Origin of the sequence: Nocardia sp. NPDC060220, assembly GCF_042727815.1 — a bacterium.
In the GTDB taxonomy this organism is placed as follows: Bacteria; Actinomycetota; Actinomycetes; order Mycobacteriales; family Mycobacteriaceae; genus Nocardia.
This window is the reverse complement of the sequence record NZ_JBHWZY010000083.1, coordinates 1-13,520: the sequence shown is the minus strand read 5'-3', so window position 1 is coordinate 13,520 and position 13,520 is coordinate 1. Positions and strand designations below refer to the sequence as shown.

Genomic DNA, 13,520 nt, shown 5'->3' with positions numbered 1-13,520 from the left:
GTGCCGGACCGTGTCCTAGAGGCGCGGGGTGCGCCGGTATGTCTCGATGGCCTCGAACTTGGCCAGGTTGTGGCGGGCGTCGGCGAGTGCGTCGTGCGCGTCGTCCGGGATCGGCGGCAGGTCGGGGCTGCCGTGCGCGGCCCAGTGCTGGCGCAGCTCGTTGGTGTAGCGGGGCATGCCCTTGGGCAGCGCCGTCATGTCACCCCACAGCTGGCACAGCGCCACATGGTCGTAGGCGGACACCCACGCCCACAGCTCCGGCTGCACGCTCGGGCGCGGCAGGAAGAACTTGAACAGGTCGTCGCGGATCTGTTCCCTGGTGCGATACGGCGGCGACCCGGCGGCAGGCAGCTTCGGCAGCACATGCTTGCGCACCCACGGCCCGGCCCGCTTCGCATCGAATTCGGTGGAGACCGCGTAGTACTCGCGCCCGTCCTCACAGACGACGCCGATCGAGATCAGGTCGATCGTCACCCCATCCTCGATGAATTCCGAATCGTAGAAATATCGCAGGGAGATCGCCTCTTCGTGCCGGTGGGTTGCTCGTGGGGCTCCGGCGCGACGGGCGATGGACCCCACGACGGGTCGACGAAACCCTATGTGGGCGTCTTGTGCGTGCTTCGCACGGGTCGGCGGTGGCTTCGCGGGTACGCCGGATAGTCGCTCGGACGCGCGGGTCGTATTCTGATCTGGTGACCTGGACCGTCGACGTACCCATTGACCGTTTGCCGGAACTGCCGCCGCTGCCCGAAGAGCTGCGTGGTCGCCTCGATGCCGCGCTGGCCCGGCCCGCTCTGCAGCAGCCGTCCTGGGACGCAGACGAGGCCGCCACCATGCGCACCGTGCTGGAGAGCGTGCCACCGATCTGCCTGCCCGCCGAGGTGGAGGACCTCAAGGCGCAGCTGGCCGCTGTCGCGCGCGGTGAGGCGTTCCTCATGCAGGGCGGTGACTGCGCGGAGACCTTCGCCGACAACACCGAGCCCCACATCCGCGGCAATATCCGCACGCTGCTGCAGATGGCCGTGGTACTCACCTACGGCGCGAGTATGCCGGTGGTGAAGGTGGCACGGATCGCGGGCCAGTACGCCAAGCCGCGTTCGTCCGACACCGACGCGCTGGGCCTGAAGTCCTACCGCGGCGACATGGTGAACTCGCTCGTCGCCGACGAGGCCCTGCGTCGTCACGACCCGTCGCGTCTGGTCCGTGCCTACGCCAATGCCAGCGCCGCGATGAACCTGGTTCGCGCCCTCACCAGCGCGGGCACCGCCGACCTGCACCGCCTGCACGACTGGAACCGTGACTTCGTCGCCCAGTCGCCCGCGGGCGCGCGCTACGAGACCCTCGCCGAGGAGATCGACCGCGGTCTGCGCTTCATGGCCGCCTGTCAGGTCAACGACCCGAGCCTGAAGACCGCGCGTATCTACGCCTCGCACGAGGCACTCGTCCTCGACTACGAGCGCGCGATGCTGCGGCTGAGCGAGTCCGAGACCGGCGAACCGCTGCTCTACGACCTGTCCGCGCACTTCCTGTGGATCGGCGAGCGCACCCGTCAGCTCGACGGCGCCCACATCGCGCTGGCCGAACTTCTCGCGAACCCGATCGGGCTCAAGATCGGGCCCACCACCACGCCGGAACTGGCCGTGGAATACGTCGAGCGGCTCGACCCGAACAACGAGCCCGGCCGGCTCACCCTGGTCGCCCGCATGGGCAACGGCAAGGTGCGTGATGTGCTGCCCCCGATCATCGAGAAGGTGCAGGCCACCGGCCACCAGGTCATCTGGCAGTGCGACCCCATGCACGGCAACACCCACGAGTCGTCCACCGGTTTCAAGACCCGCCACTTCGACCGCATCGTCGACGAGGTCCAGGGCTTCTTCGAGGTGCACCACGCCCTCGGCACCCACCCCGGCGGCCTGCACATCGAGCTGACCGGCGAGAACGTCACCGAGTGCCTCGGCGGCGCCCAGGACATCTCCGATCTCGACCTGGGCGGCCGCTACGAAACCGCCTGCGACCCCCGCCTGAACACCCAGCAGTCGCTGGAACTGTCGTTCTTGGTCGCGGAGATGCTGCGCTGAGGCTACGCTGACGGGGGGAGTTCAACTATGAAGGGGGAGAAAATGTTCCGTAGATTCACAGCGGTGGCCTTGCTCGGCATCGCGGTGTCGGTCGGCAGCGTGGGCACCGCGAACGCCTGGTGGCGCAATGAGGTGGCGGGCCCGATGCCAACTCCTGCAGCGTGTAACGACCTACGGCAGGCGACCTACGACCAGGCCGCGAACAACGGCCTGCAGGAGTTCTCGGCGGGCGAGTGTTACGACACCGGCGACGGCTGGTCGTTCCGGCTCCGCTACTGGGTGCCGGACTGATCCTCCCCGTAGGTGCGGCGCTGCCGGTTTGTCAGATCGGCAGCGCCGTCAGGGTAACGGTGCTGCCTGCCATCACGAACCCGCCGAATCCCGGCACCTGCCCGACGACGTGCCCTTTCTCGTTCTCGACCATCTGCTTCACTTCGACCCGCAATCCGAGCTGCTGCAGCCGGTTGCGCGCTTCGGCCACGGTATTGCCGATGACCGACGGAATCTTCACCGAGTTCGACACGATGAGGTGCACGGAGTCCCCGGACTGCAGCGTGGTTCCCACGGCTGGATCTGTGCCGATTGCCTTGCCGCCCTCGACATCGTCGGCGAACTGGGTGCGCGTCTCGGCGACCCGCAGCCCGGCAGCGGTCAGGGCCTGGGCGGCCTGTTCGGCGGATTTTCCCTTGACATCGGGCACGTTCACAGGCTGAGAACCCTTGCTGCGGTACACCTTCACCTGCGCGCCCATCGGCAGGATCGTGCCGGGCGCCGGCTCCACCTTGGCCAGCGAACCCTTCGGCGCGGTACTGGCCGCCTCGCCGCTGTCGATCGGCTGCAAACCGGCATCGCGGATCGCCTGGTTGGTGGCGCTGAGCTGGTCACCGGGCTTGATATCGGGCACCCGCGGCTTTCCGTTGGAGATCAGCACCGCGACCGTGGAACTCTTGGTCACCCGCGACCCGGCCGACGGCTCGGAGCCGACGACCCCGCCCACCGGCACCGTGTCGGAGGCCTTCTGCCGCAACTCCGTCTCGAAACCGGCTTCCTGCAGGACCGCGACGGCCCGCTCGGAGCCCATGCCCGCGATCGGCGGCACCGCGGTGTAGCGACCGACGCCGAGCCACCAGCCGCCGATACCGACCAGCAGGGTCAGCGCGGTGACGATGCCCACCCACACCAAACCTGTTCGGCGCGAATGATCGTCGCCACCGCCGAACGCGCTCGCCGCCGGTGCGGGGGCGTACTCCTCCGGGCGTGGGCGCGGTGCGGTGACCACCCGGGTGTGGTGCGGTTCGGGCGCGGGGGAATGGTGCGCGGCCATCGGCGGCGGGGTTGCCGGGCGCTCGCCGGGATGATGCGCGGCGCCGGTCTGATAGCTCTCGCTGAGATGTTCGGCCGAATCGCGCGGTGCGGGCACCCGGTAGGGCGGCAGATTCAGTTCCATCGCGATCGTCTGCAGTTTCGCCGCCATCTCGTTGGCGTCGGCGAAGCGCTGCGCGGGGTCGCGGGAGGTGGCCTTGGCGACCAACGCGTCGAATTCGGGCGGTACGCCACCGATGAAGTTGCTCGGGGCGGGCACATCGTTCTCGACCCGCTGATACGCCACCGACAGCGAGTTGTCGCCGGTGAACGGCACCCGCCCGGTGAGCAGTTCGAAGATCAGGACGCCGAAGGAGTACACGTCGCTGCGGGCATCGGCGGTGCCGGTGGTGACCTGCTCGGGGGACAGGTAGGCGGCCGTGCCGAGGATCACGCTCGCGGAGGTGGTGTTGGCCGCGGCCACGGCGCGGACCAGGCCGAAGTCGGCGATCTTCACCTCGCCCGCGTCGGAGATCAGCACGTTCTCCGGCTTCACATCGCGGTGCACCAGGCCTGCGTCGTGGGCGGTGCCGATCGCGCGCAGCACCGGCTCGGCCACGGCGCGCACGGCGTGCGGCGGCATCGGCCCGCGTTCGCGCAGCAGCTCGCGCAGCGTGCCGCCCTCGACCAGTTCCATGATCAGGAACGGGTATTCGCCATCGACGCCCTGGTCGTACACGGCGACCAGCGACGGATGCTTGAGCTTGGCCACCGCCCGGGCCTCGAACTCGAAACGGCTGAGGAACTGCGGGTCAGCGGCGAACTTCGGGTCCATCACCTTGATCGCGACGGGGCGATCGAGCCGGGTGTCGGTCCCGCGGAAGACCATCGACATCCCGCCGCGAGCGATCGGCGCATCGATGCGATAGCGCCCTTCCAGCATCTGGCCGATCAAGTGAGGTCCTCCGGCATTCAACCGGCCGCCGTGTGCGGCCACCACGATGGTAACCGGGTGGTGTGGGCATGCCAGACGATGCGTGCGCGCTGACACGTACTACCGTTGTGGGAGTGAGTGCCTTCCCCTGCAGCGACGACGTGCTGCCCGACACCGAAACCATCGTCTCGCTTCCCGAGGCGGCCGATATACTCGGCGTCCCGGTCACCTCGGTGCACCAATTGCTGCGTGACCACCAGATCCTCGCGATCCGCCGGCACGGCGTCGTGGGCATTCCGTCCCGCTTCTTCGATTCCGAGGACGAGATCGTCCGCATGCTTCCCGGCGTGATCACCGTCATGCGCGACGCCAAGTACACCGACGAGGACATCCTCGGCTGGCTCTACACCGACGACCCTTCCCTGCCCGGGCGCCCGGTGGACGCTCTGCACGGGCAATTGGCCCGCGAGGTAGTTCGCCGCGCGCACGCTGAACCCTTCTGATCGTCACACCGCAGGATCGTGCGCGGCCGCGGGCAGCGGCCGTCGCGAGCGAACCGGTAACTAGCCGCCGGTGAAACCCTTGGCGGCGACCAGGATCCGGCGACGGCGGGGGACCGTGGCCCGGGTGGTGAAGACCTGGTAGTCGGCTGCTTCGATGCGGTCGAGGATTTCGGCGTACAGGATGGCGGCGGTGGAGATCGCCGGGCGTACGCGGGGGGCGAGCAGGGCGATGCCGGGGACGGCTTGCCGGTAGATGTCGCGGTTGACGGCGATCAGGTGGGCCAGCGCACGCCGCAGTGGTGCGTCGGTGTGGCCCCGATGACGGCAGTCGCGCAGGTGGGCTTCGTCTACGCCGAACGCCGTCAGCTCGTCGGTGGGCAGGTAGACGCGGTCGCGGTCGAGGTCTTCGGCGACATCGCGCAGGAAATTGGTGAGCTGGAAGGCCTCGCCGAGGGCAGCGGCGGCCGGTTCGGCCTCGGCGACGGGGACGACGGTGCCCAGGACCGGCAGTAGCTGCAGGCCGATGGCGGCGGCGGACCCGCGCATGTACTCGCGGAGCTCGCTCATCGTGGCGTAGCGGGTGCGGTGGGTGGCCGTACCGGGGACGTCCATGCGCATGGCGTCGAGGAATGTCCAGAGGTGGGTGTGCGCGATGTCGTAGCGGCTGATGGTGTCCGCGGCCGCGGTGATGATCTGGCGGCGGCGCGGGTCGGTGCTGTCGATGTCGCCGTGTTCGAGGGCCAGTCGCAGGTGTTTCTCGACGAGGTCGAGGTGCTGGGAGGGGGAGACGTCGACGACCTGCGCGGGTTCACTCGGCACGTGCCGCTGGGTGGAGGTGAGCCGCGCAGGGGCGCGTCCGCCGGCGACGAGGTGGGTCGGGGCGAGGCTGTACCGGGCGCCGTCGCGGGGGTCGAGGACGCGCGCGGGGTTGTCGGCATGGTCAACGATGTCGTCGACCATCCGGGCGAAGGCGTACAGCGCGTGTACCGCTCGCCGACGTTCCGGTGAGAGCAGTGTGGTGGCCAGGTAGTAGGTGCGCCCGTGCTCGGCGGCGATCCGCCGGCAACTCGCGTAGGCCGCATCCAGCTCGCTGGTCAGCGGTCGGGCATCTCCGGGCACGTTCACGGTGTCGCGTCGAAGCCTCTGCGCGCGAGGGCTCATGCTCGAACTGGCGGCGCCGATTCCGTGGCAACGGCCTTCGAACCGGCCGAACGCAGATGCAGCGGATCGACGGTGCGCAGCGACACCGCCGCGACCACGGCGGCGAAGGTCGCCAGCGCGACATGCCAGAAGTTGTAGAGGCCGATCGACCCGTCGGGCTGGAACACCAGCATCAGCCACGTGCAGATCCCGACCAGCCACATCAACGTGCGGGTCGACATCGCGAACCCGGCGGCCAGCGCGAGCGGCCACGAGTAGTACCAGGGCAGTGCGGCGGGGGAGAGCAGCACGATCGCGACGAACGCGATGATGATGCCCATCACGGCCTCGCGCTCACTGTGCCGGAACCGCCACCAGGTCGCGACGAGCAGCGCGACCATGGCGATCTGGCACAGCAGGCGGGTCACGTCCAGTACGGAGTTGAAATCGAGCGGGGTCACCCAGGTGACCATGTGCGCGAGAATCGTCGGCAGCGACAGCCAATTGATGATCTTGTTCGAGCCCTGCAACGCGGTGACCCAGCCGAAGCCGACTCCCGCGATCACCGACGCCGCGCCGAACACCAGCGCGAACACGCCGACGCCGATACCGGCGATCTTGGCGAAGACGAACAGCGGGTGCGGCATGTCCGCGGACGGTCTGGCAGCGTCGGGGTGTTTCTGTTCCTCGGCGAGTGCGGCGTCGGAATCCACCGCGGCTCGCCGCTCGGCGGCTCGTCGTTCCTTCTCGTGCAGAATCCAGATCCACACCAGGAACGGCAGCGCCACGCCTGCCGTCGCCTTGATCGCCACGCCGATGGCGACCACCACGATGCCGGCCACATGATGGCGTTCGAGCACGAGCGCGACGCCCGCGCACATCAGCCCGACCATCAGCATCTCGTTGTGCACGCCACCGATCAGGTGCACCAGCACCAGCGGGTTGAGCACGGCCAGCCACAGCGCGACCGTCGGCTTTCCGCCCAGATGCTTGGTCAGATACGGCACCGCCCACATCATCAGCGCCAGTCCGGGCAGCATGACGACGCGCAGCGCGATGGTCCCGGCGATGACGTTCTCGCCGGTGAGCGAGGTGATCGCACGGCCCATCAACAAGAAGACGGGGCCGTACGGTGCGGTGGTGGTGGTCCAGACCGGGCTCACGTTGTCCAGCAGCACGCCGGGATTGGCGACGGGACCCACCTGATAGGGGTCGAAACCGTCACGCAACAGGGCACCCTGGGCGAGGTAGGAGTAGGAGTCACGGCTGAACATCGGCGCCGCGAACAGCAGGGGCGTGATCCAGATACCGACGATCGCCCGCAACTCGTTGAGCGTGACCGTCGATTCGCCCTTGCCGATGGTGGTGCGACCCAGCCGGACCCACGCCGTGATCATCAGCAGCACGCCGATCCAGATCACGATCGTCGACAGCACGTATCCGTGGCCGAATCGCAGCCACGACAGGTGCAGCGCTTCGAGTAGCGGATCGCGCTTGCGAACAGCCCCCGCACCGAAGCCACCGAAGGTGATCATCATGGCGCCGAAGAAACCCATCAGAGCAGCGTGGCCCTCGGGGCTCCTGGCGAACTCGCCTGCGGTGCGCAGCCAGGTCCGGACGCCCGGGTCGCTCCCGGCGGGTAGGTGACGCTGGCGCTCGAGGGTGCGCGTGTTGTCCATGGTGCCTACGGTCGTCTCGGAGGGCGGCATGTTCGGTCGGTCCCCCCGGATGGTCGGCGGTCGCAACCGCGAGCTGATAAGTCGGCCGTCAGTTTACGGCTTCAAGTTGGAACACTAACCCGGTGGTCGGTACCGGCGTGTGCCCGGCTGCCGGTGATTCGTGCCGCCGCCAGCTTGCCGGACAGCAGTGTGGTGGGCACACCCACCCCCGGAGTGGTGCCGCAACCTGCGAGAACGACGTTGTCCACGCCCCTTGGCAGATTGCGTGGCCGGAAGGGCCCGGTTTGCCGGAATACGTGGGCGAGGGAGAACGGTGTGCCCGCGATCATGCCCTGGGCGGCCCAGGTGGCGGGCGTGTCGAGGTGGTCGACGCGGAAATGTTCGGCGATGCCGGTGTAGCCGCGCCGCTCCAGTTCCGCGAGCAGCTCGCGCAGGTAGGCGGGGGCGAGCCGGTCCCAGTCGAGCGGGGCGGCGGTCAGGTTGGGGCACGGCGCGAGCACCGACAGCGGTTCGAAGCGCCCGGTGACCCGGTCGACGAACTGGTCGGCGTCGGTGAGCGCGGGCCGGGTGAGCAGCAGCGACGGATCGCTCATGAGCCGGCCGCGCCCCTTGCGCGCGGCGATCTCGGCGAAGGTCTGTGCCCAGGCGGCGCCGAATTCGATGGTGTGATGGGCCTGAACGGGCCAGCGCGCGGCGATCTCGGCCGCGATGGTGCCGTGGGCGACGACGGCCGACGGTGAGGCGCGCAGGCCGCGACGGTGGCGCAGGCCGAATGTCGGCAGTGACGCGATGTCGGCGGTGAGGACTACCGCGTCGCAGGGGTAGGTGCGCCCGTCGGCGGTGTGCACGGCTTCGGCGCGTCGGCCACGGGCCGCGCCCTTCTGTCCCTGTCCGTTCGGTGTCCGTCCGGGGCGATAGTCGATGCCGTCGACCTCGGCATTCAGTACGAGCTGACCACCCGCGGCCGTGAACGCCTCGGCGAGCGCCGCCGTGATCGCGCGCATTCCGCCTTCGGGGAAGTAGACACCCAGGCAGGTGTCCATGTTCGGGATCGCGCCGTAGACGGCGAGCGCGTCATCCGGCGACATGCCCGCGTACAGCGCCTGGAAGGTGAACAGCCTGGTCAGTCGTTCGTCGCCCAGAAAGGACCGTACGCGCGGCCCGAGTTTTCCGAAGCCGCCGAGCTTGGCGAGTGCGGTGAGCGCGGCCCTGGAGCGCGGTGTGCGCACCATGTCGAGCGGCGAATCGAAATCGGCGTTCATGAACTCGTCGAACTCGGCGTCGTAGACGCGGCCGAGCCAGTCGCGCAGTCGGCGGTAGTTGCGCGCTTCAGCAGGCCCGCAAGCGCTTTCGACCTCGGCGGCCATCTGGTCGGCGTCGTCGAAGACGCGGATGTCGCTGCCGTCGGCGAAGCGTGCGTGATAGGCGGGAGCGAGGCGGTGGATGCGCAGGCCGACGCTCTGCCTGGTGTGCCCGACGGCGGCCAGCGCGTCGTCGATCACTTCAGGCAAGGTGAGTACCGTTGCGCCGCTGTCGATCTCGTAGTCGTCGAACCGGTATCGGCCCACCCGGCCGCCCGGATGATCGGCCCGTTCCAGCACCGTCACCTCGCGACCCGCGCCCCGCAGGTGCAGCGCGGCCGCCAGACCTGCCAGCCCGGCCCCGACTACGACGACATGATTCGCTTGTCCCACAACACTTTTCCTATCAGGCCGCGCGGCGAGTGGCAGCCAGTGCCATGGCGTGGAGCAACTGCTTGGCCTCCGGCGTCGCGGAACTGGTTGCGATCGCGGCGAGCCCGGTGTCGGTGAGCTCGGTGATCCGGCGCTCCACCTCGTCGACCGCACCCAGGTCGGTGAGCACTGTGCGCAGCCGGTCGACGGCGGCATCGTCGAGGTCCGTGCCGAGGCCGGTCCGGATCAGGGCGGCGGCGGCCGGATCGGCCCGGCGCAGCGCCTCCGCGATCAACACGGTCCGCTTGCCCTCCCGCAGGTCGTCGCCCGACGGCTTTCCGGTCACCGCCGGGTCGCCGAACACGCCGAGCAGGTCGTCACGCAGCTGGAACGCGATCCCCACGTCGGTTCCGTAGATCCGCAGCGCGTCCACCAGCGCCTCGTCGGCGCCCGCCAGCGCCGCGCCCAGATGCAACGGTCGTTCGATCGTGTACGCGGCGGTTTTGTACCGGTTGATCCGCAACGCGGCCTCGACCGACTCGTCGCCGCCCGCCTCGCCGTTGATGTCGAGGAGTTGCCCACCGAGCACCTCGGTCCGCATCCGGGCCCACACCGGTGCGAACCGGGCCAGCGCCCGTGGGCTCAAACCGGCCTCGTGCACCAGATCGTCCGCCCAGGCCAGCGCGAGATCGCCGATCAGAATCGCGACCGCCGAGCCGTAGGCGGCGCCGTCGCCGGGCCAGCCCGCCGCCGCGTGCCGATCCTCGAACTCGATGTGCACGGTCGGGAACCCGCGCCGAGTGCGCGAGGAGTCGATGATGTCGTCGTGCACGAGCGCGCACGCCTGCACCAATTCCAGTGCCGAACAGGCGGTGAGTACCGCGGCGGCATCCGGCCCGGCGGGATCGCCACCGGCGCCCAGCCAGCCGGTCCACGCGAATCCCGGTCGCGTCCGCTTGCCGCCCCGAACCACGAACTGTCCGAGCGCCTCGACGGCGTCGAGGAAGACGGGCCCCAGCGGCTCGACGATCTCACGCCGGGTGGCGAAGAAGCTGGTCAGCACCTGTTCGACAGCGGCGACGAAGGCCGGCGTGCCCGGGGTCAGCGCGACGAGGTCGACCGAGGTCAGAGCGTCGGCGGCGGACCGGGATAGCGGGGTACCGATTCCGGCGGACAGGGCGGCCTCCAGGGGCGAAGTGGGCGAACAGCGGGACCGGTTGGGCACTCGGTGGTGCGGTCACCAGCGTTGTCCCGAACGATACGCGGGCGGACCGGGCGCGCTCTCGGCGCACAGGGCCGCTGCGACGCAGCCCACATCCGGGTTTCCGCGGTGCTACCGTCCGCGGGCACGTTCATCGGCCTTGACGCATTGTCCGGTGTTCGGCGCCCGGTTTCCCAGTCGGTGCCGGGGCGCCATAGCGTCCCACTAGACTGAGCCGGTGGATTTCGACAATGGACGGGGAAGTTCGACCCCAGATCGACCCGCCCAGCGGCCGTCGATCGTCTCGAACACCCCCTCGGTGGTGCAGAGTCTGCGCACCCATTCGGGCAACGGCGTGCCGTTCTCCGTGGAGTTCAACCCTCCGCGAGACGAAGCGGGCGAGGCTCGGTTGTGGCGCGCGGTCCGCGAGTTCGAACGCATGCATCCCGCCTTCGTGTCGATGACCTACGGCGCGGGCGGTTCCACCCGCGACCGCACCGTGCGCATCACCGGTGCGCTCGCGCAGGAAACCACCCTGCTCCCGGTCGCCCACCTCACCGCGGTCGGGCACAGCATCGCCGAACTGCGCTCCCTGATCGGGTCCTACGCCGACTCCGGCATCTGCAATGTCCTGGTTCTGCGTGGTGACCCGCCCGGTGACCCGCTGGGCGAATGGGCCAAGCACCCCGGCGGGGTCGAATACGCGGAGGAACTGGTCCGCATCGTGCGCGATCTCGGCGACTTCCACGTCGGCGTCGCTTCGTTCCCCCAGGGCCACCACCGCTCGCCCGACCTCGACCACGACACCCACCACCTGGCGGCGAAACTCCGTGCGGGAGCGGAGTATTCGATCACCCAGATGTTCTTCGACGTCGAGCACTATCTGCGTCTGCGTGATCGCGTGATCGCCATGGACCCCATCGAGGGCGCCAAGCCGATCATCCCCGAGCTGATGCCCATCACCTCCCTGCGCACGGTCGCCCGCGCCGAAGAACTCAGCGGCCGCCCCGTCCCCGCCGACGTGGTAGCCCGCCTCACCCGCGCGGCAGGTACCGGCCCGGAGGAAGACCGCGCCGCCGTCCGCGCCGAGGGCATCCAGATCGCCACCGAAATGGCCCAGCGCCTCACCGAAGAAGGCGCCCCCTGCCTCCACTTCATCACCTTGAACTTCGCCAAGGCCACCAGCGAAGTCCTCACGAACCTCGGCTACGGAGTATCCGCCGCCCCGCTCAGCGCGTAGGAACAGCGCTTACCGCGTCACGGCGAGGTCGTTCCAGGTGCGTTCCCAGCTGCGGGTCATCGCCGGGTAGACGATGCCGTAGCGGAAGGGCTTGATCAGGGCCATGTAGAGGCGGCCGAATCGACCGTTGGGCTTCACCAGGACCGCCATTTGTAGGTGGTAGCCGGTGGTGTCGGGGACCCAGCCCAGGTGCATGATGCCGTGCATCGTGCCGTTGGCGATTTCGGCGGCGTATTCGTTGTCGAGGACATAGAGGGCGGTGAGTGGGCCGTCTTCGGCGGGGATGTCGGTGTCGCGCAGGTCGGCGGGCAGGCGCTCGCGCAGAGACGGGACGCGGGTGCCGGTGCCCGCGTCTTCGCGGTCCCAGCCGAACAGTTCGCCCAGCTTCCAGCGGATCTTGAACAGCAGGCCGCTGATGCCGGTGGACTCGGAGGCGCGTTCGGCCTGGAGGGCGGCGAGTAGGGCGGGGAAGTCGTCGGGGCCCGCGCCGGGGGTGCGGAACTGCCAGATGTCCTCGACGTCGAAGTCGGGGGCGATCTCGTGGATGCGCCAGGGCTGGTCGGTGTGGGCCGATTCGGGTAGTCGCATAGCGGGGACCTCCATGTGTACGGCGGCGTATACGTCGAGAATACCGCTGATATACGCCTACGTATAGAAAGGGGGAGTGTGATTGATGCGGGCTTGACGACCGGGCAGCGTGGGGGCCGCGGAACGAGTCCGGGCCCCCGGTGGACCGGTGCTACTCGTGTCGTTCGGGTTTGACGAATGCCGTAGTGGCCAAGGCGAGCACGAGCAGGCCGGCGCACAGGTAGCTCGCCACCTCGATGCCCGCGGCCATGGCCGCGCGCGCCGCTTCCGCGATGGGCAGTGTGTTCGGGTTTTCGGCGAACGCTCCGATCACCGAACCGGCGCTGTCGGTGACGGTCGACTCCAGTTGCCGCACTTCGGGTTCGGGCAGGCCCGCGTCGGTCAGGCGGTCGCGCAGGCCGGTGCCGACGGTACTGAAGTAGATGGTGGTGAGGACGGCGATGCCCAATGCTGAGCCGAGTTCCCGTGCCGCGCTTTGAATTCCCGAGCCCTGTCCCGCGCTCTCGCCCGGCACGTCGGCGAGCACGATATTGGTGACCTGGGCGGTCGCGAAGCCGACGCCGATGCCGTAGACGAACAGCGCGAGCGCGATCGACCACCAGCTGCTGTCCGCCGCGGCGAACAATCCGAGCAGCGCCAGTCCGGCCGCTTCCAGCAGCAAGCCGATCCTGACCTGGCCCAAGGCCGAGATCGAGGCCGTCAACGAGAAACTCGCGCCGCTGGCGACGAAACTGCCGATCGCGAGTGGCATCAGGGCGAGTCCGGCCTGCAGCGCGGTGTAGTCGAGGGCGAATTGCATCCACAGCGGCAGGACCGCGATGATGCCGAACTCGCCGACGCCGACGATCAGTGTCACCACATTTCCCCTGCGGAACGAATCGATCGAGAACAGCCGCACGTCGACCAGCGGTTCCCCGTCGGTGCGTCCGAGTTGCGCCTGCCTGCGCCAGAAGAGCCCGAGGGCGAGTGCGGCGCCTGTGAACGCGACGAGAACCGGTGAAGGCCCGCTGCGCCAAGCGAACCCGCCGATGCTCAGCGGCTCGGTCACGAACAGCCAGCCATAATGCCGACCCTCGATCATGGCGAAGGCGAGCAGGCCGAGGCCGAGTGCGGACTGGCCCGCCCCGAGCCAATCGACGCGACCGGCGTTCTTCGGTGCGGCGGGGAGGTAGACCAGCACGG

The 13,520-nt window shown here is 69.0% G+C and carries 12 protein-coding genes; 4 read left to right on the top strand and 8 right to left on the bottom strand.

Going from position 1 to position 13,520, the window contains the following annotated elements; all coding sequences use genetic code 11:
• Positions 1-15 precede the first annotated feature (15 nt).
• On the bottom strand, positions 16-513 hold the full coding sequence (locus ACFWF3_RS06850) for a polyadenylate-specific 3'-exoribonuclease AS (protein ID WP_379312821.1): 498 nt from the start codon (positions 511-513) through the stop codon (positions 16-18).
• Positions 514-692: 179 nt separating this feature from the next.
• Here ACFWF3_RS06850 and ACFWF3_RS06845 point away from each other — a divergent pair, with 179 nt between their 5' ends.
• Positions 693-2,078 (top strand): class II 3-deoxy-7-phosphoheptulonate synthase, encoded by a 1,386-nt coding sequence (locus tag ACFWF3_RS06845; RefSeq protein ID WP_378636602.1) that lies wholly within the window; start codon positions 693-695, stop codon positions 2,076-2,078.
• A gap of 42 nt (positions 2,079-2,120) precedes the next feature.
• A complete protein-coding gene (locus ACFWF3_RS06840) occupies positions 2,121-2,369 on the top strand; it encodes a hypothetical protein (protein WP_379312816.1) in 249 nt (82 codons plus the stop codon).
• Between the two features lie 31 nt (positions 2,370-2,400).
• Here ACFWF3_RS06840 and pknB read toward each other — a convergent pair whose 3' ends face one another.
• On the bottom strand, positions 2,401-4,323 hold the full coding sequence (gene pknB, locus ACFWF3_RS06835; protein ID WP_379312819.1) for a Stk1 family PASTA domain-containing Ser/Thr kinase: 1,923 nt from the start codon (positions 4,321-4,323) through the stop codon (positions 2,401-2,403).
• Between the two features lie 125 nt (positions 4,324-4,448).
• Between pknB and ACFWF3_RS06830 the strand changes: the two genes are divergently transcribed.
• Positions 4,449-4,817: an Rv2175c family DNA-binding protein gene (locus ACFWF3_RS06830; protein ID WP_379312815.1), complete on the top strand. Its 369-nt coding sequence runs from the start codon at positions 4,449-4,451 to the stop codon at positions 4,815-4,817.
• 60 nt (positions 4,818-4,877) lie between these two features.
• Here the strand turns inward: ACFWF3_RS06830 and ACFWF3_RS06825 are convergent, their stop codons facing one another.
• From ACFWF3_RS06825 to ACFWF3_RS06810, 4 genes are all read right to left on the bottom strand, one after another.
• A complete protein-coding gene (locus tag ACFWF3_RS06825; protein WP_379312814.1) occupies positions 4,878-5,942 on the bottom strand; it encodes a phytoene/squalene synthase family protein in 1,065 nt (354 codons plus the stop codon).
• 32 nt (positions 5,943-5,974) lie between these two features.
• Positions 5,975-7,636: an alpha-(1->6)-mannopyranosyltransferase A gene (locus tag ACFWF3_RS06820; RefSeq protein WP_378660424.1), complete on the bottom strand. Its 1,662-nt coding sequence runs from the start codon at positions 7,634-7,636 to the stop codon at positions 5,975-5,977.
• 101 nt (positions 7,637-7,737) lie between these two features.
• Positions 7,738-9,330 (bottom strand): phytoene desaturase family protein, encoded by a 1,593-nt coding sequence (gene crtI, locus ACFWF3_RS06815; RefSeq protein WP_379312813.1) that lies wholly within the window; start codon positions 9,328-9,330, stop codon positions 7,738-7,740.
• Between the two features lie 13 nt (positions 9,331-9,343).
• Positions 9,344-10,498, bottom strand: a complete 1,155-nt coding sequence (locus ACFWF3_RS06810; RefSeq protein ID WP_379312817.1) for a polyprenyl synthetase family protein — start codon at positions 10,496-10,498, stop codon at positions 9,344-9,346.
• Positions 10,499-10,748: 250 nt separating this feature from the next.
• Here ACFWF3_RS06810 and ACFWF3_RS06805 point away from each other — a divergent pair, with 250 nt between their 5' ends.
• Positions 10,749-11,750: a methylenetetrahydrofolate reductase gene (locus tag ACFWF3_RS06805; protein WP_378636616.1), complete on the top strand. Its 1,002-nt coding sequence runs from the start codon at positions 10,749-10,751 to the stop codon at positions 11,748-11,750.
• 9 nt (positions 11,751-11,759) lie between these two features.
• Here ACFWF3_RS06805 and ACFWF3_RS06800 read toward each other — a convergent pair whose 3' ends face one another.
• Both ACFWF3_RS06800 and ACFWF3_RS06795 read right to left on the bottom strand, forming a co-directional pair.
• The gene (locus ACFWF3_RS06800; RefSeq protein WP_379312812.1) at positions 11,760-12,338 is read right to left on the bottom strand and encodes a DUF2867 domain-containing protein; all 579 of its coding nucleotides are present in this window, start codon (positions 12,336-12,338) and stop codon (positions 11,760-11,762) included.
• Between the two features lie 151 nt (positions 12,339-12,489).
• Positions 12,490-13,520: MFS transporter (locus ACFWF3_RS06795; protein ID WP_379312810.1), on the bottom strand; the 1,031-nt coding region annotated here is incomplete at its 5' end.

Bases quoted from the DNA above. Each gene is read 5' to 3' on its own strand.
- ACFWF3_RS06840 (WP_379312816.1), top strand. From the start codon at position 2,121: ATGTTCCGTAGATTCACAGCGGTGGCCTTGCTCGGCATCGCGGTGTCG.
- ACFWF3_RS06820 (WP_378660424.1), bottom strand. From the start codon at position 7,636: ATGGACAACACGCGCACCCTCGAGCGCCAGCGTCACCTACCCGCCGGG.
- pknB (WP_379312819.1), bottom strand. From the start codon at position 4,323: ATGCTGGAAGGGCGCTATCGCATCGATGCGCCGATCGCTCGCGGCGGG.
- ACFWF3_RS06800 (WP_379312812.1), bottom strand. From the start codon at position 12,338: ATGCGACTACCCGAATCGGCCCACACCGACCAGCCCTGGCGCATCCAC.